The sequence below is a fragment of the Nostoc sp. DedVER02 genome (genome assembly GCF_034530675.2).
In the GTDB taxonomy this organism is placed as follows: Bacteria; Cyanobacteriota; Cyanobacteriia; order Cyanobacteriales; family Nostocaceae; genus Nostoc.
This window is the reverse complement of the sequence record NZ_JAVRCP020000003.1, coordinates 73,391-92,627: the sequence shown is the minus strand read 5'-3', so window position 1 is coordinate 92,627 and position 19,237 is coordinate 73,391. Positions and strand designations below refer to the sequence as shown.

The 19,237-nt window shown below is 38.3% G+C and carries 13 protein-coding genes; 7 read left to right on the top strand and 6 right to left on the bottom strand.

Annotation, left to right across the window (positions count from 1 at the left end):
• Positions 1-40 precede the first annotated feature (40 nt).
• From RMZ41_RS06105 to RMZ41_RS06075, 7 genes are all read left to right on the top strand, one after another.
• Positions 41-4,117 (top strand): amino acid adenylation domain-containing protein, encoded by a 4,077-nt coding sequence (locus RMZ41_RS06105; protein ID WP_322643281.1) that lies wholly within the window; start codon positions 41-43, stop codon positions 4,115-4,117.
• Between the two features lie 34 nt (positions 4,118-4,151).
• Positions 4,152-5,531: a cytochrome P450 gene (locus RMZ41_RS06100; protein WP_322643280.1), complete on the top strand. Its 1,380-nt coding sequence runs from the start codon at positions 4,152-4,154 to the stop codon at positions 5,529-5,531.
• A gap of 20 nt (positions 5,532-5,551) precedes the next feature.
• Entirely contained in the window at positions 5,552-6,931 is a 1,380-nt protein-coding gene (locus RMZ41_RS06095) for a cytochrome P450 (RefSeq protein WP_322643279.1), read from the top strand.
• Positions 6,932-6,968: 37 nt separating this feature from the next.
• Positions 6,969-8,000 (top strand): sucrase ferredoxin, encoded by a 1,032-nt coding sequence (locus RMZ41_RS06090; RefSeq protein WP_322643278.1) that lies wholly within the window; start codon positions 6,969-6,971, stop codon positions 7,998-8,000.
• A gap of 316 nt (positions 8,001-8,316) precedes the next feature.
• Complete coding sequence (locus RMZ41_RS06085; RefSeq protein ID WP_322643313.1) at positions 8,317-8,853, top strand: universal stress protein; 537 nt, start codon at positions 8,317-8,319, stop codon at positions 8,851-8,853.
• Between the two features lie 245 nt (positions 8,854-9,098).
• Positions 9,099-9,464: a DOPA 4,5-dioxygenase family protein gene (locus RMZ41_RS06080; protein ID WP_322643277.1), complete on the top strand. Its 366-nt coding sequence runs from the start codon at positions 9,099-9,101 to the stop codon at positions 9,462-9,464.
• 434 nt (positions 9,465-9,898) lie between these two features.
• Positions 9,899-11,302, top strand: a complete 1,404-nt coding sequence (locus RMZ41_RS06075) for a hypothetical protein (protein ID WP_322643276.1) — start codon at positions 9,899-9,901, stop codon at positions 11,300-11,302.
• 65 nt (positions 11,303-11,367) lie between these two features.
• Here RMZ41_RS06075 and RMZ41_RS06070 read toward each other — a convergent pair whose 3' ends face one another.
• The 6 genes from RMZ41_RS06070 to RMZ41_RS06045 form a co-directional block, all read right to left on the bottom strand.
• Positions 11,368-11,715 carry a hypothetical protein gene (locus tag RMZ41_RS06070; RefSeq protein ID WP_322643275.1) on the bottom strand — a complete coding sequence of 116 codons (348 nt, stop codon included), beginning with the start codon at positions 11,713-11,715 and terminating at the stop codon, positions 11,368-11,370.
• 586 nt (positions 11,716-12,301) lie between these two features.
• Positions 12,302-12,886 (bottom strand): dephospho-CoA kinase, encoded by a 585-nt coding sequence (gene coaE / locus RMZ41_RS06065; protein WP_322643274.1) that lies wholly within the window; start codon positions 12,884-12,886, stop codon positions 12,302-12,304.
• A 46-nt stretch (positions 12,887-12,932) separates the two neighbouring features.
• A complete protein-coding gene (gene cobA / locus RMZ41_RS06060) occupies positions 12,933-14,507 on the bottom strand; it encodes a uroporphyrinogen-III C-methyltransferase (protein ID WP_322643273.1) in 1,575 nt (524 codons plus the stop codon).
• Between the two features lie 61 nt (positions 14,508-14,568).
• Complete coding sequence (locus tag RMZ41_RS06055; RefSeq protein WP_322643272.1) at positions 14,569-15,798, bottom strand: tetratricopeptide repeat protein; 1,230 nt, start codon at positions 15,796-15,798, stop codon at positions 14,569-14,571.
• 158 nt (positions 15,799-15,956) lie between these two features.
• Positions 15,957-18,104: an ATP-binding protein gene (locus tag RMZ41_RS06050; RefSeq protein ID WP_322643271.1), complete on the bottom strand. Its 2,148-nt coding sequence runs from the start codon at positions 18,102-18,104 to the stop codon at positions 15,957-15,959.
• 650 nt (positions 18,105-18,754) lie between these two features.
• The gene (locus RMZ41_RS06045; RefSeq protein WP_322643270.1) at positions 18,755-19,237 is read right to left on the bottom strand and encodes a tetratricopeptide repeat protein; all 483 of its coding nucleotides are present in this window, start codon (positions 19,235-19,237) and stop codon (positions 18,755-18,757) included.

The window sequence follows — 19,237 nt, the reverse complement described above, 5'->3', positions numbered from 1 at the left end:
ATCAATAAGTAAGCAAAATAGTTCACCAATAATTATTACTATGGATAAACAATCTTCTAATTTATCACCTGCGAAAAAAGCCCTTCTAGAAAAATGGAAGGGAGGAAAATTTAAAACGGATACTATCTCCAAACGTCAAATATCTCAATATATTCCCTTATCTTTTTCTCAACAAAGGCTATGGTTTATTGACCAACTTTACCACGGGAGTGCTTTCTACAATATTCCTATTGCATTCCATATCAAAGGAAAACTAAATATTACAGCACTTCACCAAAGTTTGAATGAAATTATCAATCGTCACGAAGTTTGGCGGACAAATTTTCAACTTATAAATGGAGAACCATCGCAAAAGATTCTAGGAAAATCCACTTTGGATTTACCTATCATTAATCTTGAACATTTATCCAGTCAAAATTGGGAATCTGAGGTTAAGCAACTTGTAGCAGAGTCAGCAAAAAAACCTTTTAATTTAGCTAAAGAACTTTTAGTCAGAGCAACTTTACTGTATTTAAGTCAAGAAGAAAATGTTTTGCTTGTTACTATGCATCACATTATTACAGATGGATGGTCTTGTGATGTGTTCCTGCGGGAGTTGTCAACGTTATACGCTGCTTTTTCTACAAATCAACCTTCTCCCTTACCTGAACTTATTATACAGTATGGGGATTTTGCAATTTGGCAGCGCGATCGCATTCAAGGTGAATTCCTTGCAACTCAACTAAATTATTGGCAGCAGCAACTTCAGGGTGAGCTACCCATACTACAATTACCTACAGACCGTCCGCGCCCTACAGTAACATCTTTTACTGGTTCCAAGGAATATTTTACATTATCAAAATCTATTACTGATGCATTAAAACAATTAAGCCAGCAAGCAGACGCTACATTATTTATGAGTTTGCTGGCAGCATTTAATATATTATTAAATCGCTATACAGACCAAGAAGATATCTTAATTGGCTCTCCAATTGCGAACCGCAACCGAGCCGAATTAGAAGGGATGTTGGGCTTATTTGTGAATACTTTGATATTACGTAATAACCTCAGTGGTAATCCTACTTTTAAGCAATTTATCCATCGAGTGCGTGAGGTAACTCTTGATGCTTATGCACATCAAGATTTGCCCTTCGAGATGCTAGTAGAAAAATTGCAGCCTGAACGCGACTTAAGTCGGAATCCCCTTTATGAAGTTATGTTTGTACTGCAAAATACTCCAACAACTGTGCAAGAAGTGTCTGGTTTAACTTTGCGTACTTTGGAATTTGATAGCGGTACGGCTCAATTAGATATTTTCTTATCGATGTCTGAATCCCAAGAGGGATTAACTGGATGTTTGGAGTACAATACAGATATTTTTGATTCAACAACGATTACCCAATTCATCAATAATTTCCAAACTTTGTTGACAAATATCGTTGCCAATCCAGAGCAACCTTTGAGTGAGTTATCCCTACTAACACCTTCTGAGCAAGAACAACTATTATTTAAGTTTAATCAAACTCATGTAGATTATCCTCAAGACGTATCTCTTCATCAATTATTTCAGAAACAAGTTCAACTAACACCGGATTCTCTAGCATTAATTAACCAGTCTGAAAAACTTACTTATCATCAACTTAACCAGAGAATTAATCAGCTTGCACATTATTTACAAAAACAGGGTGTCAAAAATGAAACTCTCGTTGCTATCTGTCTGGAACGTTCCATAGATATGGTGGTGGGAATTTTAGCCGTTCTCAAAGCAGGTGGTGCATATATTCCCCTTGATTCTACTTATCCAGTTGAACGTCTAAGCTTTATGCTCTCCGATTCTCAAGCATCGGTGCTAATTACTCGACAACAGATATTAGAAAAAATATCATTATCTTCAGCTAAAACTGTTTGTTTAGATATCCACAAAGATGAAATTGCTCAAGAAAATTCCGAAAATCCTACTAACACTACTGGTAACTTAGCCTATATTATTTATACTTCAGGCTCAACTGGTACTCCGAAAGGTGTTCTTGGCACTCATCGCGGTACAATCAATGGCTTACACTGGCTTTGGAAAACTTACCCTTTCACCTCAGAAGAAGTTTGTTGTCAGAAAACAGCTATTAGTTTTGTCGATTCTATTTGGGAAATTTTTGCTCCTTTACTTAGGGGAATTCCACTTGTAATTATTAATGATGCAACTGTACTAGACTCACAATTATTTATAGAAACTTTAGCGCATTACAAAGTAACCCGGATAATACTTGTACCCTCATTACTGCGCTTACTTCTAGATAATTACAGCCACTTAACGAATAAATTATCGCAACTAAAGCTTTGGATAACTAGTGGGGAAGCGCTATCAGTCAAATTAGCTCAAACTTTTCAAGAGTTAATGCCATTTGCCAAACTAATTAACCTTTACGGCTCATCAGAAGTTTCTGCAAATGCTACCTATTACGATACCAGTTTATTCCATGAGCAAGGAAAGAGTATCCCTATCGGTCGCCCTATTAACAATACCCAAGTATATGTATTAAATCGCTATTTAAAACCAACACCTTTGGGATGTATTGGTGAACTTTACATTGGTGGTGACGGATTGGCGATGGGTTATTTACATCGTCCTGAATTAACTCACGAAAAATTTATTGATAACCCCTTTATCTCAGGAACAAAGCTTTATCGAACAGGTGATTTAGTCCGTTATCTCAAGGATGGTAATCTGGAGTATTTGGGTCGCCATGATGAGCAAGTAAAAATTAGAGGGTTTCGAGTGGAATTAGGCGAGATTGCCACTATTATTACACAACATCCAGATGTCCAAGAATCTGTTGTAATTACCACCAATGAGACTCAAGGTAATTCGCGTTTGATTGCTTATTTGGTCACAAATAAACCTGACATATCTCTACAAATATTGCCCTATTTGCAACAGAAATTGCCTAGTTATATGTTACCTTCTGCCTTTGTTGTACTGGATGCACTACCACTTACACCTAATGGCAAAGTAGACAAGCGTTCTCTAAAACCCGACGAAGTTATTCGCTCAAATACTACTCGAAACTTCGTTCCTCCTCGCAATTTCACAGAGTTATCATTAGTAAAACTTTGGGAAAATATCCTCAATACTAACCCTATTGGGGTAACAGATAGCTTTTTCGACTTGGGTGGCCACTCATTTTTAGCTATACGTTTGATGGCTCAAATTCATGACAGATTTGAGCATAATCTTCCTCTATCTATTCTTTTTGAAAACCCAACAATTGAACAACTAGCAACCATTGTTAGTCAGCCATCCCGTCAGAGTTCTAACTCTCCTTTAGTTGCAATTAACTCTTCTGGTTCTAAGATACCTTTCTTCTGTATGCATGGCGCGGGTGGAGGTATTAGTCACTACTTTAACTTATCCAGAAGACTTGGTGAAGATTATCAATTTTATGCATTGGAGGATACTCAAGATCAAGACAAACCAGAAATTATTTCAGTTGAAGAGACAGCAACTCGTTACCTCAAAGAAATTCGTCAAGTACAACCAAATGGGCCTTATCTTTTAGGGGGTCATTGTTACGGGGGTGTACTTGCTTTTGAAATAGCCCAGCAATTGCAAAGTCAAGGTGAAACTGTAAGTTTATTAGTTGTTATCGATGCCATATTATCAGAAACACACATTGAATTTACAAAAGATGATGATGCAAAATTTTTACTTCGTATGGCTGAATCAATAAAAACTGATAATAATATAGATTTTTCAGTACCTTTTGAGGAACTTCGAGATTTACCATTAAATGAGCAACTTTATTTGATTAATAAAAAAGCAAACTTTATTTTTAGCGATACAGAAATTAAAGATTTTCTTCGCCATTATAAAGTTTTCAAAGCTCATGTCCAAGCTATGCGAAGTTATGTTCCACAAATGTATTCTGAAAAAATGACTTTATTTCGAGCGAATGAGCCTATAATTCATGATTTTGAAAGTTCGGAATGGAATACAGATGACCCATTCCTCGGTTGGAGTAGGTTTTGTCAACAACCTATAGAAGTAATTGAAGTTACAGGCGATCATTTCTCGATGTTTGTCGAACCTTATATTCAAGACCTAGCTAAAAATCTCAGAAGTTGTATCGATAATGTTGCGTGAAATTTGTTGTAAAGAATGCAAGTAACAAAGACTAATGAAACTACCCCCAAAACCCAGGACTCCTTCTTGGTTACTATATCTACAATTTGAAGCTAATCCCTTTGCCTATATGGATGCTATTTTCAAGCGCTATGGTGACATAGTAATGATAACGCTTGGTTCTACACCCATAGTTTATGTTAGTAATCCTTTAGGTAACAAGCAAATTTTTACTAATACTAAAGAAATTACAGCTTCGGGAAAATTGAACCAAGATTTCGCTTTATTCACAGGAAACCAAGGAGTTCTTCAGCTAGATGGCTTAATTCATAAAAATCGACGTAAGTTATTAATGCAGGCTTTTCATGGAACACGGATGCAAGCCTGTGGACAAAGTATCTGCAAACTTACAGAAAAAATTATGAATCAACAAATGATTGGGAAGCCTTTTGTAGCTTACCCAATCATAGAAGAAATTACTCTGCCAATAGGTATAGAGGTGGTGTTGGGATTACGTGAAGGCGAACTTCATGACAAAATCAAACATTTATTTGTTTCGATGTTCAAATTAGAGCAATCTAAACTATTTCAAGTTATATCAAAATTACCTTTATTAAACCAAGATTTAGGTCGGTGGAGTCCCCAAGGATATATGCTTCATCTTCGAGAGAAGATTTTTGAATTGCTATATTCGGAAGTTAAAGAACGTCGCCGAGTGGCTGATTCTTCACGCACTGATATGCTTTCTGATTTAATATTTGCTCATGATGAGACAGGTGAACCCTTAAGCAATGAAGAGGTGCGTGACCTACTTTTATCACCTATATTCGCGGCTCAAGATGCTTCGGCAACTGCAATTAGTTGGTCACTATATTGGATTCACCGTTTACCTGCTATTCACAAACGACTGCTTGAAGAAATTGATAGCCTTGGTGAAAACCCAGACCCGATGAGCATCATTGCACTACCTTATCTCAGCGCTGTTTGTAACGAAGCTTTGCGAATTTATCCAACTCAATTGTTTGCATTTCCCAGGTTAGTAGAATCTCCTGTTGAAGTGATGGGCTATGAATTACATCCTGGTACAGTACTTATTAGTAATATTTATTCAACGCATCAACGCGAAGATTTATACCCAGAGCCAAAAGAGTTTAAGCCCGAACGCTTTTTAGAAAAACAGTTCTCCCCTTACGAATTTCTTCCTTTTGGGGGTGGCTCTCGTGTTTGTATTGGCGGAAGTTTTGCCTTATTTGAAATGAAGCTTGTATTAGCAACAATTATTTCACGCTATCAATTAGAACTAGTGAGTAAACGACCAGAAAAACCTAAATTTGGTGGTCTTATTTGCTCCCCTGCTAGTGGTGTAAAAATGATCTTGCATGGACAGCGTAAACATCAAGAACAGTCAAAATTATCGGTTTTTAGTTCAGTTTAGTAAATTTTAATGTAATACCCATGAAACTACCCAAAGGGCCAAAAACTCCAGCTTTATTGCTTGCTTATCAATTTGAAACTGATCCTGTTCGCTTCATGGATACTATGAGCGATCGCTATGGTGATATTTTTACTATTATGGCTGATTCCACACCAATGGTCATAGTCAGCAATCCTGAAGGGATGAAGCAAATTTTTACCAATAGCAAGGAGATTACAGCCTCTGGTAAGTTAAATCAAGATGGAGCATCTATTGTTGGTAGTAACGGATTGCTTGCTCTAGATGGATTACCCCATAGAAATCGCCGTAAGTTGTTGATGTCGCCTATGCGCCAAACTCAAACACAAGCTTACGGTCAGTATATCTGCAAGACAACAGAAAAGGTAATGAGTCAACTGCCTGTAGGTAAATCTTTTCTTGCTTACCCGACTATGCAAAAGATTACCCTAGAAGTAGTTTTGCCATCATTGTTTGGATTGCATGAAGGAGAGCGTTATGAGCAATTCCGACAACTGTTTTCTAATCTTATAAGTTATGCTCGTTCTCGCTGGCTAGATATATCTCTGTCTTATCCTTTTCTCAAAATGGATTTGGGTCGATGGAGTCCTTGGGGATATTGGCTTTATTTACAACAGCAATTTGACAAGCTACTCCACGCCGAAATTGAAGAGTGTCGCCAACAAGTAGACCCTTTACGTACCGACGTATTATCAGAATTAGTGTCTGCTTGTGATGAAACTGGTCAACCAATGGCCTACGAATATATCCGAGATTTATTTCCATCATTACTATTTGGTGGTCAAGATGCATCAGCCACTGCTATCAGTTGGGCTTTGTACTGGATTCATAGTACACCTGGGGTTCGTGAACGATTATTAGAAGAACTTGATAACCTTGGTGAATCTCTAGACCCAGCAAAGATTGTCACATTACCTTATTTAAGTGCTGTTTGTAATGAATCTCTACGAATTTATCCAACTCAGGTTATTACATTTCCCCGGCTTGTAGAGTCACCAATTGAAGTCATGGGCTACAAATTAGACCCAGGGACAGTAGTTAGAGGATGTATATATTTAACTCATCAACGCGAGGATTTATATCCACAACCAAAGCAATTCAGACCAGAACGGTTTCTAGAAAAAGAATATTCTTCCTATGAATTTCTCCCATTTGGTGGTGGCGCTCGTCGTTGTCCAGGTGAGTTATTAGCACTTTTTGAAATGAAACTAGTATTAGCAACAATTCTCTCACGCTATCAATTAGCGTTAGCACATCAAAAAGTAGAGAAACCTAAAGCTATAGGTGTTAACTATCCACCTGCTAGTGGCTTGAAAATGGTAATGCTTGGTCAGCGCCCATGCCAAGAGCGATCGCAACAACTTTTAACGAGTATTAATTAATATTTTCAAACTGAGATCAGACAGCTTATTTCCCAATATGCAAACTCAACAAACCGATCTATTTTCCCTTACAGATTGTCGTTTTTGCTCATTAGTTTCTAAAGCCCAGGGAGAAGATCCTATTGGTACAGCCGGGACTTCTGACTATTGGCTGATTATGGAAATTCCCCAACCTTGGCCGCAAGAAATTTATTATGAAAATCCAACAATCAAGGCATTAATAAGTTTGTTCCAAGAGGTTGAGGAGCAGGGAATCAACATTCGACCAATGTTAATTGCTCCTGATAGCGAGTACTCTCACCCTGGCTTTACCCGTGTGTTGTACTACTATCGTCCTGCCAAATTATTTTCTCAATTTGAGAAACAGGAGTTTGTTGTCCCAGAAGAAAAAGCAACTGTTCTAGTAACAGCAATACTCAAACAGTTGATGCAACAGCCCAACGATTTATCACAGTTTCAGGAGTATGAGCAACAAACAAGTCACATTCGTGAACTCATGGTTTGCACTCATGCTCAAGTTGACCTTGCCTGTGGTAGATTTGGCAATCCTATATATCGGCGATTACGTAAAGAATATGCTCCAGTTTCTCAGGGAAAGTTAAGAGTTTGGCAAACCACGCACTTTGGTGGTCATCAATTTGCCCCTACTTTAGCTGACTTTCCCCAAGGGTGTTTCTGGGGACATTTAGAACCAGAAGTCCTTAATTTATTAGTAAACAGAGATAATTCGGTTTCTAGTCTGCGTCAGTTCTATCGAGGATGGGCAGGTTTAAGCAAATTTGAGCAAATTGCTGAACGCGAAATTTTGATGCAATTAGGTTGGGCTTGGCTTAACTATTTGAAAGCTGGACAATTGCTTGCAATAGAAGAGGTTGCTCAAGGAGAAGAAGATGGCGCTGATTGGGCAGAAGTTCGGATTGATTTTACAGTTCCAGGTAGTAATGAATTAGGTGCTTATGAAGCAAGAGTTGAAGTTTGTGGTCAGGTGATGGTTGCATTGAACTCAGCAAAAGAGATGGAACTAAAAGCAGTTAAGCAGTATCATGTTAGCCGTTTGGTTAAGATATAAGATAGCATTAAAATAGAGGAAACAAGCTTCAAATTCTCTCTCAAAAATTTGTAAAATGAATTTAAGGTAAGCTCCCAAAGAAGATGTTTCTTCAAAAACGGGATGCTCACTCGGAATCAAAGACAAGGACTTACTTTCTTCACAAGTTCCTCAAATTCTTTTGCTATAAATATAAATATAGGGCGAAAACCTTTAAGAAATTTAAAATTTCAAAGTCACTAAATATAGTTGAGGGATTGAGCATTTTTGACAATCCAGCATCTGGAAAACTGAAACCGTAAAGACCAATTACCAATAAAATCGGAGGTCTATTATGATCTTTAAAAAGATTCTAGTTGCATTAGATCGCTCGGAAATAGGGCAACAGGTTTTTGAAGAAGCATTGGGTTTAGCAAAGTTAACACAAGCTAGTTTAATGCTAGTCCATGTCCTATCTCCAGAAGAAGAGGGTAGTCCTTACGTACCGATGGTATCTAATTTTGACTACTATCCAGGATTGAGCAGTCAAAGCTTTGAGTTATACCAAAAACAGTGGGATACCTTTAAAAAGTTGGGAATCCAGATGTTGCAATCTTTTTGTGCCCAAGCTAATACAGCAGGTGTCATTACAGAATTTACACAAAATGTTGGTAATCCTGGGCGCGTTATTTGCGATTTAGCTCATAGTCAGGACGCTGACCTAATTGTTATGGGGCGGCGGGGTCATTCTGGGCTAATGGAACTATTTCTTGGTAGCGTGAGTAATTACGTTCTTCACCATGCTTCTTGTTCAGTTCATGTTGTGCATCTTTCAGTTGCTACTAAAAAAGATGAGGCTTTCAAACAAACTACAAGTAGTTTAAGTGTTAACTAACTACTAACTTGCTTACCCATCAATTTAAACTTGACACGCTACTAAGATTACATAAATTATATAGGGTAGCATAGATAGCTGTGCTGCCCTACTTCAGCTAATTGGAAACCGCAACTAGACAAATTTTAAGCACGATATTGAGCTAAAATTGAGCATAGGCGTAGCCTATCGTAGACATCGCTTTTTTAGTGAAAAACAAGAAGTTTGCTACCCAAAATTTAGAGTTGAGAGCGCAAAGTGGATCTATGAAAGAAGATACTATCGAGATCGCTGGTTTTCATGCTCATGTTTACTTCGATACTGAAAGTCGGGATATAGCCGCGCGTGTACGTGAAGGATTAGGCTCTAGGTTTGAGGTGCAACTCGGACGCTGGTTTGACAAGCCCATCGGGCCACACCCAAAAGGGATGTATCAAGTTGCTTTCCTACCGAATCAGTTTGATAAAGTCGTTCCTTGGCTAATGCTCAATCGTGAGGGATTGGATATTCTCGTCCACCCTGAGACTGGCGATGCTGTCAAAGACCACGCGGTTCATTCTCTATGGTTAGGAGAAAAGCTAGATTTGAATATTGAGTTTCTTCGACAGATTAGTTCGACTATATCCAATTAATTGAAAAACTTTAATGTCTTGATAAATAAAGGTTTAAGTCTATGCAAACATGCTTGTAGCCGCTTGCTGTAAGCATCGCAACTAAAGCAAACATGGATAAATTCGAGCTTACATACTGACCAAAAATTAAGCCAACTTTGGCAGAAAATTGCTACTCTTGTGGTTTTACTAAGAGGAGCAATTTTCTAAGATAGATACAGCGTTCAGCATCCGCAGCTAATGGGTATTAAACCCTTGAATTTAAAATATAGCAAGGGACTGGGGACTGGGTGAAAAGTCTTTTTGTGTATAAGTTTCATCATCTGTTGATGTCCTAACCACCTTGGCTGTTGCTATAACTGTTTATTAACACGATCTTTAAAAATAGAAATTATGAATTCGTTTTACAGAATGCTATGCTGTTAATCAGCATTCTTATAAAAACAAATTTTCCAATGAAAAATATCTCTGCGAAGGAAAAAAATGCAGGCGGTTCCAAATTTGGTAAACCTAATTTTAAAGTTACAAAGAAACAGATTTTATTTAGTACCCTTATTCTCAGCCTTGGTTTGCTGGGACTGGGTGGTTTCTGGTTTAAATCTAGATATAAATCTGATAATCAGATGAGTGTAAAATTACAAGAGTTATCTAATGTCGATTATCCAATAAATCCCGCACCTTTAGGCAAAAATTTTCAAAGATATTCTCACAGGAATTTAACACTTATTAAGAGAGATGATACACATTTTGATTTCGTGTTTGAGCCAACAGACACAAAAACGGCAAAAATAGTTATAAAAAATGTTGATTTAGAGCTATTAGTTCCTAAAGCACCAGAATGGGTTAAAAAAGATCAAGGTTTAGAGATAATCGCTTTTACAGACCGGGAGTGGAACAGACAACAGGTTAGTTTTCCTGCTAATTCACCAAATATAGAAATTATTGGCGGAGACGGTTTTGAAAAGCAAAATGTTGTAGAAGTCGCTTTGGCTAATAATTGTTTGAATGCCGGTTTTTGGGAAATTTTACTTTTTACTAAAGAAGATGGTAATAAATCTCTTTATTATCAAAGTTGGTTTACCTTCCCGATGGGACATTATAAAAATGTTTTTGAAAAAATTAATAATATTTCTTATTGGCGGCATTGGTGGAAGTTAGAACATTGGCAAGATCCAAGTAGTACAGTTGTAAAAACTGATCTTCTGAGAAATGTAATCGAGCAAAAAGAAGCTCCTACTCAATTTCCCCTTGATGAAAAGATAATTGTATCGGGAGAGCAAAGTAGAAAAGTTAGAACTACGCTAGCAACTAATATCACAAAATGGAAAGATTTTTACGATCCGAAAAATGAAATTAAATTTGCCAGCTTTCGACCACCAGGAGTTTACGATCAAAATAAGCCTTGGGGAAATCAATACTGGAGGATTGGCAAATTTGATAAAGCGATTTTAAGGAATGTAAAACCAATTGGTGTTGCACAAAATTTACAAGAAATTGAGTTACTATTCACAGATACCAAAACTAGTGAAAAAAATAGATTATTCATCAGTGGTATTGATATTAAAAAGCTTCCTCAATTGGCTGTAGAAGACTATCCTAAAGGCTTATATATGCCAATGGGGATTGGGATACCTCCTTTTTATCAAAGCTACGATGAATTAACGAAAAATCATCCAGATGTCAGCCCCTACTTCAGTGTTTTGCTAGATTCACAGGAGCGGTGGATAGATCATCATCATTTAGCAGTTGATGGTTCGGTGATGCATCTTGATAAAGATAACCCAAATCTTTTGCATCTTTACTTGCTATCTTATGAAAGGAATACTTTAATCGCTCATTTTTTGATCGATTTAAAATAGATACACATCTCAATACTTGTCGGTTAAAGGGAAAAGGGGAAGGGGAAAAGGGAAAGAAAAAACCTTCACACAAAACTGGTATCAATAGATACTTGCTTAAGCAAGGCTATCCACATATCAGACGGATCTGAATAATAATCAACTTCTTCAACTTGATATTGATAAGATTCACAACCTTCTCGTAAAATAATGCGATCGCAGGGTTTAATATCCTTCCCTACTCCAGTCATATACCCTATCATCCCTTCATTGATGCGTTCAAATACATAGTCGCTTCCATAAACTAGTTGGCTATAATCGTGTATTTTATTTTTCTGCTTTAATCCGCTTGCTGGAAAGCTAACTAGAGTGAATTTGCTTAAAAAACTAAAACTTAAGTTCATACCTGTCCCAATACTGCTCGGGTTTTGCATTTTTAACTCGGAATTGGATTTGGGGAAAAGGTTAAAGGTTTTTTCTTTCCCTTTTCCTCAAAACCCGACAAGTATTGATACCTGTCCCGATTAAAGACATAAGTGAGTTCTCCCAAAGAGAAGTCTATAATGAAGAGTTCTGGACTCTAGGTGAATCTCAATTCCTTTTAGTCACCAATCCAAAATCGAACAGGTGGACAATCTAGTTAGGAATTAACCACATTGACAATTAGTAAAGGCAATTTATCACCCAATGTCTAATTAAATTCCTGCACCCATAAGTATTTATTTTATAAATACTTATTAAAATAATTTAAAAAGTATATCAATAATTTACAATTAATTTTTATTAATTCTTAATTATCGATATTTAATTTTATCGCATCATATCTTTTGCCCAATAACAATTTAAATTTACAGTACCATCACCCACAGCTTCAACTGTAAAATCACCGAATTCTTGAATAAAATGGAGTCAGATATGAGATTTTTTACTTAACGAGATAATCTTAAATTGATAAATATTTTATGTATAAAGAATATCATATATGTATATTTTTTAAGATAAATTGGATCTAGTCCTTACTTATGCTTTTAGAGCTACATCTACCTGCTTAAGTACTACCTCTAGGCTGGAAGAGTTATCTAAAACTACATCTGCGCGAGCCACTTTTTCTTCGATAGGTAATTGGCTCTTGATCCTGGCTTGTGCTTGTTCTCTAGTTAAATTGTTTCGTTGTATCAATCTTTGTAGTTGTTGCTCTTGAGAACAACGCACTACCCAAATTTCTGTAACCAAATCAGTCATTCCCGCTTCAAATAATAGAGGCACTACTAACACCAGTGTTTGTAAGGAAGATTGGGTAATTCCTTTCAGGAAGCGATCGCGTACATGAGGATGAATCAAATTATCTATCCAGGTGCGTTCATCTTGACGATTAAAGATGATTTCCCCTAGCTTTTGGCGGTTGAGGCTGCCATCCGGTAATAAAATTTGTTCGCCGTAACGCCCAGCGATCGCAGCAAGAATAGGCGAACCTATAGAGACTGCCTCTCTAGCATAAATATCTGCATCCAAAATCGGCAGGTTATAAGCACTAGCTAAATAATTTGTAACAGTGGTTTTGCCTGTGGCAATACCTCCGGTTAAGCCGATTATACGTTTTGTCATTGGTCATTTGTCATTTGTCATTTGTCATTGGGCATTGGTTCCTTGTCTAAGAATTGGTTGCCCATGTTATTAGTGCTTGGGTTAAACCATCTAAAGTATATTCTTGGGCTTCTACATCTACACGTCCGAATAAAGTATGACAGGTTTTAGAGGTTTGAGGGCCGATAGAGGCAATACAAACACCCTCTAAGAATTGATTAGTATCAGAATTGTTGGAAAATATCTTGTCAGTGAGTTGATAGAAAAATTGTACAGTTTTAGAACTGGCAAAGGTAATTACATTTATCTTGCGGTTTTGGAGAGCTAATTCTGCTTCCGGTGGAATACTGCTAGGACAACAAGATTGATATGCAGCAACTTCAATTATTTTTGCTCCTTTGAGAGTTAATTCTTTTACTAAAACTTCTCTCCCGCCACTCTCAACTCTGGGGAATAAAATATTTTTTCCATCCAGTTCTTCTGGGAAATTTTCTATTAAAGAATCGGCAATAAAGTTGGGGGGAATAAAATCTGGTTGGAGAGAATATTGTTTGAGAATATTAGCTGTTTTCTCACCAACGACGGCAATTTTGACCCCTGCTAAAGCACGGGTATCTTTACCTTGAGCGATTAGCCTTTCAAAAAAGTAATCTATACCATTGCTAGAAGTGAGAATTAACCAGTCAAATTTAGATAAATTAGCGATCGCACGATCCAAAGCTTCCCAACTGGAGGGCGGGCCGATTTCTAAAGTGGGCATTTCGATGACTGTTGCACCTAATGCGATGAGGCGATCGCTAAATGTACTCGACTGCCCAACTGAACGTGTTACTAAGATTGTATTGCCAGTAAGGGGTTGATAAGAGTTGTTTAACATTGGAGTTTGGGCTAGAGTCGAATCCTGACAATCTATTTTCTCAGGTTGTAAGTACTTATTTAACCCAACAACTTCGCCAACAATAATTACTGCCGGGGAAAGGGATAATCCGGTGGTTTGTTCTAAAATATTCCCCAGTTGCGCTGTCCAAATTTGTTGACGAGGAGTTCCCGCCCAACGAACGATCGCAATGGGTGTTAAGTGCGATCGCCCATGTCGCACCAGTTGATGTATAATTTCTGGCAGATTTTGCCCTCCCATCAAAATTACCAGCGTCTCTAATCTTGAAAGTGCTTCCCAGTTTAAAACCTCTGGTTCATGAGCAGTAAGCACTGCAAAACAACGGCTCAACACCGGATCTGTGAGGGGAATTCCTGCTAACAAGGGTGCTGCAAGGGCTGAAGAAATTCCTGGTATTAGTTCAAAATCACAACCAGATGCTTTCAACGCTTCAATTTCGGAAGTACAACGCCCAAAAATCAACGGATCGCCTGATTTAAGCCGTACAACTTGTTTTCCTTGCTGGCAATGCTTTACTAGTAACTTGTTAATTTCAGCTTGGCTTGTACTAGGTTTACCACCACGTTTTCCAACATCCAATTTCAAGCAATCAGGTGGTACACACTGCAATAACTGAGCATCTACCAAAGCATCGTAGACTAAAACCTGAGCAGCAGCCAAGAGATTATAAGCTTTTACAGTCAAATATGCCACATCTCCAGGCCCAGCACCCACAAGGTAGACTTTACCTTTGTCATTTGTCATTTGTCATTTCTTTCCATTCCCAATTCCCCATTCCCCATTCCCAATTCCCAATCCCCATTATTCAATTCGTTCGGATATTAATTTTTTGGATTAGTTGATCCACTTGTTCAACCATTTCTTTGTTTTCTTGAGCTTGGAATAACTCTTTGGCTTTTTTGAGATTAACGATCGCTTCTTCTAGCTGCTGCTCTCTTCCTAAAGTGATTCCCAAATTATAGTAAGTAAAGGCATCGTTAGGTACAAGGCTAATGGCTTTTTTGTAATGTGCGATCGCTTCTTGGGGTTTACCTTGATCGTCCATTGCATTTGCTAAACCCGTGTAAGCTTGTGCGTGTTTCGGATCGAGGCGAATCGCTTCGGTATAATCTGCGATCGCTTCTGCAAGTTTACCTTGAGCGTAAAAAGCGCTTGCTAAATTATAGTGAGCGTCTGCATAGTTGGGTTCAAGACTGATGGCTCTTTTATATTGGGCGATCGCTTCTTCTAGTTTGCCTTGAGCGTAGAGGGTATTTCCCAAGGCATTATAACCTGCTGAGTTTTTGGGATCGAGGCGAATGGCTGCTGTATATTCGGCGATCGCTTCTGCTGGCTTTTCTTGAGCATACAAAGCATTTCCTAAGTAATAGTGAGCTTCTGCATACTTAGGATCGAAGCTAATGGATTTTTTGTACTGAGTAACTGCTTGTTCTAGCTCACCTTGAGCGTACAAAGCATTTCCCAGACGTGTGTAAGTTGGGGCATAACTGGGTTTGAGGCGAATCGCTGCTGTATATTCGGCGATCGCTTCGGTTAACTTACCTTGAGCGTAGAGAGCATTTCCTAAGTTATAGTGAGCGTCTGCATACTTGGGTTCAAGGCTGAGGGCTTTTTTGTATTGGGCGATCGCAGCTTCTAATTGATTCTGCCTTGCTAAAGTCAAACCCAAATTAAAGTAGGCTCCAGAGTCTTGAGGATCGAGGCTGATGGCTTTATTGTATTGTGCGATCGCTTCTTGGGGTTTGCCTTGATCGTCGAGAGAATTTGCCAAAGCAATATAAGCTTGCACAAATTTGGGTTCTAGTTCAATCGCTTTCCGAAAAGCCGCCTCTGCTCCTTTAAAATCTCCTTGTTTGTAGAGATTGCTTCCTTGCTCAAAGTAAGTAACTGCGTTTTTGTTCCCAGGAAGTGCTGCTCGATTTGAGTCTGGAATTTTTGATAAAACAACGCCAACATCTTTACCAAAGACAGCATTCCCATTACTCAAACACAAGCAGATAATAGTTGCTACCAGTACATTCTTGTTTTTCAGCATTTTTATTACCTTACCTGCTTGGTTTATATGTAATATAGCGTTGCGTAGCTTTGGCGGGCTTCTAGCAGGAATTATAAGTGATTAACCTAACTTGATACAAGTTACTTTCATATAATTGTGCATTTACACATACTTTTTTCTGAGTAAAAAGTCGTTTTTTAGGTAACTGTTGACACCTTTCTTCCGATAATTTTAGCAATGGATGCAATTAATGCTTCTGGGTCTATAGGCTTGGATAAATGCATTTGAAACCCAGCATTTAGTGCTTTTTCCCGATCGTCATTTCTAGCAAAGGCAGTCAAGGCAATTGCAGGGATTTGTCCACCTTGTTCTAATGTCAAACCTCTGACTTGATGTATTAACATATAGCCATCTATCTCAGGCATACCAATATCGCTGATCAATACATCTGGCTTTACCTGTACTAAAATTTCTAATGCTTCATAAGCTGAAGATACCGCGATGACAAAAGCCCCATCTTCCTCTAATACAAAAGCAATAAAATCTCGTGAATCAGTATCATCATCGACAACTAAAACCCTAGTGCCTCTGAGTGGTTTAGGAGCTAAGAGTACAGGCTCGTTTTGCTCATCCGTCAGACTTAGACTTTCATCTGGCAGAAGCGGTAAACTAACAGTAAATATTGCCCCTTTACCCTCACCCTCGCTCTTGGCTTTGATAATGCCGCCATGTATTTCGATGATATTACGCACAATTGCTAATCCCAGTCCTAATCCACCAAAATTTCTTGTAGAGGTGCTATCTGCTTGGCGAAAATAATCAAATACATAAGGCAAAAAATCAGGGCTAATTCCTTTACCTGTATCGCTAACTATGATTTGAGCATAACCATCGGCTTGCTCTAATCGCACTTCTATCTTTCCTCCCTTGGGTGTAAATTTGACAGCGTTAGAAACGAGATTCCAGACAACTTGCTGTAAACGAGTCGAGTCGCCCATAACTTGTCCGATTTGCGGTTCAAATACTGTACTCACCTCAATCAACTTTGTTTCTGCCGCTAAACGAATTGTCTCTAGTGCCGACAAGATCGTAGACTGTAGGTTAATCTTCGTAATATTTAGTGTTAGTTTCCCCTGTAAAATTCTGGAGATATCTAGTAAGTCTTCAATGAGTTGAACTTGTAAAGTAGCATTCCGCTCAATTATGGCTAGTGCTTCAGATGTCTTTGATTGGCTAAAAGTGCGAGTTTGTAACAACTTTGACCAGCCGAGAATTGCGTTTAATGGAGTACGTAATTCATGAGATAGGACGGCTAGAAATTCATCTTTAATTCGATTGGCTGTTTCTGCTTTAGCCCGTGCTATTTGTTCTAATTCCAGCAGGTGCGCCCGTTCTTCAAGTATTTGTTTTTGTTCGTGGATATCTGTACACGTTCCAAACCACTTAACTACAATACCTTGTTCATCTTTGAGTGGTAAACCTCGCGCTAGCTGCCAACGATAGGAACCATCAGAAGCGCGTTTAAAGCGATATTCATTGTTATATGCAGTGCTATTTTTTACGGCATTAGACCACACATTATCAGCATTTTGGACATCATCTGGATGCAATGCAGCTAACCAACCAGAACCCAAAGACTGCTCTAATGTTAACCCAGTATATTCGCACCAGTTTTGATTAAAAAAATCACATTCACCATTAGCATCAGTTGTCCATACAAGTTGAGGAATTGCCTCAGCTAGATAACGGTAGCGTTCTTCACTTTGCCGAAGAACTTCTAAAATACGTTGGCGTTCAAGGCTTTCTTTTTGTAATTGCTCGTTAGTTTTGGTAATTTCATTGGTGCGAACGGCAACCATTTCTTCTAGATGATTTTGGTATTTTCGCAGTTCCTTTTCTACCCGTAAGCGTTCGGCTATTTGAGTTTGAAGTTGTTGATTAGCTTGTTCTATTTGAACAGGGCTAGGAAGTGCCAGTGCTTGTGGAACTAGAGACACAAGTTGTACTGCTGTAATTACAGATATGATGGCAGTTCCTGCTTTGATAAATCCTGATACCCAATAAGTGGGATACCAAAGCGTCCAAATTTCTATTAAATGAGTAGTGCCGCAAGCTACAATAAATGCGCTAAAGAGCAGAAAAATCCAATCAAAGGGTAAATCCTGCCGCTTACGAACAAAGTAAAATAGTGTAGCTGGAATCGAGTAATAAGCTAGTGCAGTGAACGCATCAGATAATATATGTAACCAAACTAAATTCGTTTGCCATAGATAACAGTGTCCATGTGGAATAAATGAGCCTGATGTCAAAAAATTACTCCAAAATTCTGATATTATGTCTGACATAAATACTTGATTATTTCGAATCTATAAAATCTACTACTAAATGTCTTCTTTTAAATTAGCCCAAGTTGTTTGTACATGGGAAATTTACTATTATTCTGTCTGAAGATAGGAATTAAGAGAAGAGGTAACGAACCGCTAAGGACGCATAGACGTGCAGCGGTGAAGCAGCACGGTCTTCTCCCAAAGGGAGAGGCTAGCGCCAAGAGGGTTTACCCCATGAGTGACTGCTGAATCCGAAGGGCTTCCCGCAGCAGGGTAGAGCGCAAAGGTAAGAGAGTTGTAAAGGGGTTTTGCATGAGTAGCATGAATTTTGTTTGGGAAAATTGGGATGCTCCCTAGATTGTAATAGGACTTACGCAAAACTATGGGTTGTAGGGGCAATAGACTGTGAGTACTCCTTGGAGAACTCGTAGAGTAGCCGCTTTGCGTCTATATGAATTGCTCTGATTGGAAAATTGAATTTAAGCTATTGTTTGGCTAATCGTTGTGTAATTTTAAGTGCTATGAAGGGAGCAGTCAAACTGACGACAATTGCGGACATAATTACAGCAACACTGATAATTCCAAAATAAAACCATTCTCACCCTAACAATGATGGGAATGGTAAAAAAAATAGGAGACGCAACAGGAAAATTTAATTTATGCAATTATCACTCAACTTCAGATTGACTTGACTTAATACTCATTTTATCTAACAGTCTCGTGATTTTGTTAGCTTTTTCCGGTTGGCGTTGTTTTTGCAATAAATCTTTAGCTTGTAGCAGGTTAGTTTTAGCTTCCTCTTCTCGCTGTTGCTGCATAAGGATATTTGCTAGACGCAAGTAAGCATCAGGGTTTTTTGGACTGCGGCGAATCACTTCTCGGAATAATTCTGTCGCTTCCTCTACTTGACCTTGCTGGATTAAAACATCTCCCAAAAACAAGCGCACTACATCATTAGTAGAGTTGAGGGAAATCACTTTGCGAAACGCGGCTTCTGCACCTTGGTAATCTTTGGCTTGAGCAAGATTGATTCCTTTTTGAAACAAGTCTGAGGTAATCAAAGTTTTCCAAGCGAAATAGCCCAGGATTGACAAACTCAAAACAACTACAAAAGTAGCGATAATAGAACTGGTAGGAAAGGTTTCTAGCAT

Excerpts from the sequence above, each read along its gene's own strand:
- RMZ41_RS06105 (WP_322643281.1), top strand. The coding sequence starts at position 41 with ATGGATAAACAATCTTCTAATTTATCACCTGCGAAAAAAGCCCTTCTA.
- RMZ41_RS06100 (WP_322643280.1), top strand. The coding sequence starts at position 4,152 with ATGAAACTACCCCCAAAACCCAGGACTCCTTCTTGGTTACTATATCTA.
- RMZ41_RS06095 (WP_322643279.1), top strand. The coding sequence starts at position 5,552 with ATGAAACTACCCAAAGGGCCAAAAACTCCAGCTTTATTGCTTGCTTAT.
- RMZ41_RS06090 (WP_322643278.1), top strand. The coding sequence starts at position 6,969 with ATGCAAACTCAACAAACCGATCTATTTTCCCTTACAGATTGTCGTTTT.
- RMZ41_RS06080 (WP_322643277.1), top strand. The coding sequence starts at position 9,099 with ATGAAAGAAGATACTATCGAGATCGCTGGTTTTCATGCTCATGTTTAC.
- RMZ41_RS06075 (WP_322643276.1), top strand. The coding sequence starts at position 9,899 with ATGAAAAATATCTCTGCGAAGGAAAAAAATGCAGGCGGTTCCAAATTT.
- RMZ41_RS06070 (WP_322643275.1), bottom strand. The coding sequence starts at position 11,715 with ATGCAAAACCCGAGCAGTATTGGGACAGGTATGAACTTAAGTTTTAGT.
- coaE (WP_322643274.1), bottom strand. The coding sequence starts at position 12,886 with ATGACAAAACGTATAATCGGCTTAACCGGAGGTATTGCCACAGGCAAA.
- cobA (WP_322643273.1), bottom strand. The coding sequence starts at position 14,507 with ATGACAAATGACAAAGGTAAAGTCTACCTTGTGGGTGCTGGGCCTGGA.
- RMZ41_RS06055 (WP_322643272.1), bottom strand. The coding sequence starts at position 15,798 with ATGCTGAAAAACAAGAATGTACTGGTAGCAACTATTATCTGCTTGTGT.
- RMZ41_RS06050 (WP_322643271.1), bottom strand. The coding sequence starts at position 18,104 with ATGTCAGACATAATATCAGAATTTTGGAGTAATTTTTTGACATCAGGC.
- RMZ41_RS06045 (WP_322643270.1), bottom strand. The coding sequence starts at position 19,237 with ATGCTAGAAACCTTTCCTACCAGTTCTATTATCGCTACTTTTGTAGTT.